Genomic DNA, 3952 nt, shown 5'->3' with positions numbered 1-3952 from the left:
ACTGCTACCGGTCGGACAAGAAACTGGCCCAGCAGCTGATCGACTGCCCCTCCCCGATTTCCGACGACGAGGCGAAGGCGCTGATCCAGCGCTACCGGCAGGATGCGTCGCTGACCGCGAAGCTGCGTTTCTGGCTGGCGACTGAGCACACGGCGCAATTCATTCTGGGCGACCTCCTGAGCGAGGCTGTCCAGGTTTCGCAAGGCGTGCAGGTTGAACTCGATCGCCGCTAGCTGTGAACGCAAGCATCGGGGACAAGGATCATTTACAGCCACATGCATGCATCTGACAGCATGCACGCATCTGACAGCGCGGACCCGGTTGCACATGGGAAAAGGGTGCGCTTCGAATCATTGCCTCAGCTATTTCACTTGCGGCTCGATTGACCGCGCTGGTGGTCAGACCGGAAGTTCGAAACCCTGTGCACGGAACATCTGCAGGCATGCATGTGAGACTTCGGGATCGTAGACAGTTCCCATGCCGCGTTCGATTTCGGCCAGGGCCAGGTCCAGACCCAGCCGCTCGCGATATGGTCGCGCATGCGACATCGATTCGACCACATCGGCCACCATCACGATGCGTGCCTCCAAAATGATGTGTTCACCACGCAGACCCTCGGGATAACCGCTGCCGTCCATGCGTTCGTGGTGCTGGTAGGCAACCATCGCTAGCGGCCAGGGGAGATCGATATCCTTGAGGATGTCATAACCGGACTGCGGATGCTCATGGATGATTTCCATTTCGAGCGGAGTGAGAGGTTCCAGGTTGCAGAGTATTTGCATCGGGATATTGACCTTGCCGATGTCATGCAGGCTCCCCGCAATGAACAGGCCCTTCTGCTGGTTTGCATCCAGTCCCAGTTCGGCGCCTATGGCCGAGGCGATTGCGCCGACGCGCCGGGCGTGGTGGGACGTGTACGAATCGCGGACATCGGTCAGGTTGCTCGCCATCTTCACCGTGCTCATGAAGGCAGTTTCGAGTTGCTCCAGATGGCGGCGGGTCAGATCTTCGGCATGTAATTTTTCGGTGATGTCCTGCATCAGTCCAATGATCGCGGGGTGTCCGCGGTAGGTTGCGCGCGCGCCGTTGGCACCGACTTCGATGCTGTGGCCCTGCTTGCACAGGGCCGTGAAGTTGTAGCTGATCCGGGCGACCTCGCCCGTGAGGCGAAGACGTATGTTCTCGGTGACCTTGTCGTGGTCTTTCCGGGCAACGATCATCAGCGGATTCTGGTTGATCAGTTCTTCGGCATTTTCATAGCCCAGCATCTCGGCCATGCGCGGGTTTACATAGACCATTTTCTGGTCCTGTATCAGGTAGACACCGGTAAGGGACTGTTCAACCAGACAGCGATAGCGCTGTTCGGATTCGCGCAGCGCATCAAGCAGATGCATGCGCTCGGCATCCTGCTGGATCTTATCCAGGGCAAAGCCGATGTTCGCCGTCATCCGTTTCAGCAAATCCCGGTCCGCCTCATCGAAAGCCTGGGGTAAATCCGAATAAAGGGTGAAAACTGCACACACGATACCGTTGCATAGGAGTGGTAACGCACCTCCCGCGACCAGTCCGTAACGTTCGGCACGTTCATGCCAGGGGGCGGTACGGGGGTCATGCAGAAAATCCTCGAACCAGGCTGGATGACCCTCTCGAGCGGCCGTACCAATCGGCCCACTTCCGAATGGACTGTCCGGATCCACGGAGACTTGCAAATCGTCCAGATATTCGATGGCCGTGTCGCCAGCGCTTGCCACGGATTGCACCGTTTGATCGGCGCGATTGATTTGACCGACCCATGCCAGTTTCAATCCACCTGATTGCACTGCAATGCGGCACAATTCCTGGAACAACTCCATTGTGCTCGTGCAGCGCAACATCGCTTCGTTGCACAGCGAGAGCGATTCGTAAAACCGGGGATCCCGGTTGCCGGGATATCCGGTCTCGGCAACAGGGGATTCTCCGGTATCCGGGCTGGCCTGCGAATCGGTTTCCCGAGAGGCGGTCTTGCTGCTGATGGATGTGGAACGTTTGTTTCGAGCTGGAGGATCTGGAGAGATATCCATTTTTTCCACTATGCGTCACTCTCGTCGATTTAAGATCATCGAAGTGAGAGTAGGAATGTACATGTGAATTCAAATCCAACTCAATTGTCATTTGGAATTAATGGCTGCACTGTCACCGATCGATCGACACTTTGGGCCCTTCGGATGCAGCCAGCCGCCGTCGTGCCGAGGCGCTCACGACTTCTTTTATAGTGGCTCGCGGGTGATTTCGTTCTCCAGCATTGACTCGGGAAGTAGCTTCTTCAATCGGGTGTTCTCTACCTCAAGCGCTTTCAGCCGCTTGGCGTCGGACACATTCATGCCGCCGAACTTGCTGCGCCACAGGTAGTAGGAGGCTTCTCTGAAGCCGTGCTTGCGGAACAGTTCCTTCACGGGCAGGCCCGTTACGGCCTCAAGCAGGAAACCGATGATCTATTGTTCGGAAGAGCGTTTCTTCACGTCCAATCTCCTTTGCTTGGGGGATTGGACTCCAAACAGCCGCGCTACTCAAAACTGGGTGGACGTCGGCGATGCACTTCCAAGTTTGGATTTTCACAGCGAAGTGAAGTTCATCTCCTGTCTTCACCTGTTTCATTGATCCCAAGCCCTGCCCTTGTCGCCATCGTTAGGGTGCTGCTTGTTCTGGCTGGATCGGTCCTTGCTGGTTTTTTTGCCAATGCCTTGGGCTTTCTTTCCAGGCTGCTGACGTTTCTGCGGCTTGCGGGACTCTTTCTGCTGCTGGCTGCTCCGGGTATTTCGCTGTTGCCGAGCGTGTTGTTCCTGTTTGCCCCGGGTATTTCGCTGTTGCCGAGCGGGCTGTTCCTGTTTGTCCCGGGCATTTCGCAGTTGTCGAGCGGGTTGTTCCTGTTTGTCCCGGTCATTTTGCTGTTGTCGAGCGGGCTGCTGCCTTCGATTGCGCGACTCTGGTTCGTACCGACGCTGCTGCAGGATATGTCGGCTCTTCGCTTCGCGCGGCTGATAACGATAGCTGCGGGATTCGATCGTGCGTTGCTCTCGCAGGTCGCGAGGATAGCGGTTGCCGGTGTACTGGCGTTGATAGGTCGGCAATGGCGCCGCCCTGGGTACGGAGCGACGGTCCCATCGATCCCATCCGCTGTGTTGACGCTCCCATTTGGGTCCCCAGTGCTCGCCCCATCGTGGGGCTGCATCGGATCGCCAGACGCGGAAATACGAAGGTGGGCGCCGGTAGTAGCGCACGGGGATGCGCAGGACGAACAGTGGGACATAGCTGGGGTCAACCCAATCCCAAGGACCGTTGTACCAGGGGCTCGAATACCAGTTGTCGTCCTGGTAGACCCAATACAAGCCATCGTAGAAGAAGTAGTTCCGGTCCACCCGAGGATCGTAGTAGACCGGGTAGCCCGGAATGCGCGCGAGCGTCGGGTAGGTCGACATCGTGAATCCGAGGCTGGTGCCGCGGTTGCCGACGCTGATGCTGAACTGGCTCTGGGCCTGGGCCGGGATCGCGTACGCCGGAAACAGAAGTATTGCCATGGCAAGAATGAAGTAACGCATTGCCTTACCTCCAGGTGGATTCATTGGTATGGACGTCAACGCACAACCATCACCAGAGACGTGCTCCGCTCCGGGATGACGCGGGACCAGGCCCAGGGTTTTGAAGGATTCCGTTCGTCTTTCTGGAGGAGGCTGGCACAAACGATGGCTGGCAGGCCGGGGCGCCGCCAATGCATGCCCGAATGGCCCGCGATCGACCAGCGTACGGCCTTGCCGTGACGGCCAGACGCAAAAGGGATGTCTGGCTGCATGGCAAAACGGCTGGCGGTGAGAACGGCCATGCTCCCGGGGAACGCTAGATCCGTCCCATCACCAAAAGCACGACAACCACCAGCACGACCACGCCCAGGCCGCCGCTCGGGCCGTAGCCCCATCGC

Annotated in this window: 3 protein-coding genes and 1 pseudogene; 1 reads left to right on the top strand and 3 read right to left on the bottom strand. The window is 58.0% G+C overall.

Annotation, left to right across the window (positions count from 1 at the left end):
• Positions 1–233, top strand: a 233-nt coding sequence (locus PF446_RS02615) for a hypothetical protein (protein WP_298069412.1), incomplete at its 5' end; no start/stop codon positions are given.
• 165 nt (positions 234–398) lie between these two features.
• Here the strand turns inward: PF446_RS02615 and PF446_RS02610 are convergent.
• The 3 genes and pseudogenes from PF446_RS02610 to PF446_RS02600 form a co-directional block, all read right to left on the bottom strand.
• Positions 399–1853 carry an HD domain-containing phosphohydrolase gene (locus PF446_RS02610; protein ID WP_298069414.1) on the bottom strand — a complete coding sequence of 485 codons (1455 nt, stop codon included), beginning with the start codon at positions 1851–1853 and terminating at the stop codon, positions 399–401.
• 358 nt (positions 1854–2211) lie between these two features.
• A pseudogene (locus tag PF446_RS02605) lies at positions 2212–2471 on the bottom strand (transposase); the annotation flags it as partial.
• Positions 2472–2630: 159 nt separating this feature from the next.
• The gene (locus tag PF446_RS02600) at positions 2631–3575 is read right to left on the bottom strand and encodes a hypothetical protein (RefSeq protein ID WP_298069411.1); all 945 of its coding nucleotides are present in this window, start codon (positions 3573–3575) and stop codon (positions 2631–2633) included.
• Positions 3576–3952 lie beyond the last annotated feature (377 nt).

Origin of the sequence: Oleiagrimonas sp. (assembly GCF_027858935.1) — a bacterium.
GTDB lineage: Bacteria > Pseudomonadota > Gammaproteobacteria > Xanthomonadales > Rhodanobacteraceae > Oleiagrimonas.
This window is presented reverse-complemented; position numbering and strand designations above follow the sequence as displayed.

Bases quoted from the DNA above. Each gene is read 5' to 3' on its own strand.
- PF446_RS02610 (WP_298069414.1), bottom strand. From the start codon at position 1,853: ATGGAGTTGTTCCAGGAATTGTGCCGCATTGCAGTGCAATCAGGTGGA.
- PF446_RS02600 (WP_298069411.1), bottom strand. From the start codon at position 3,575: ATGCGTTACTTCATTCTTGCCATGGCAATACTTCTGTTTCCGGCGTAC.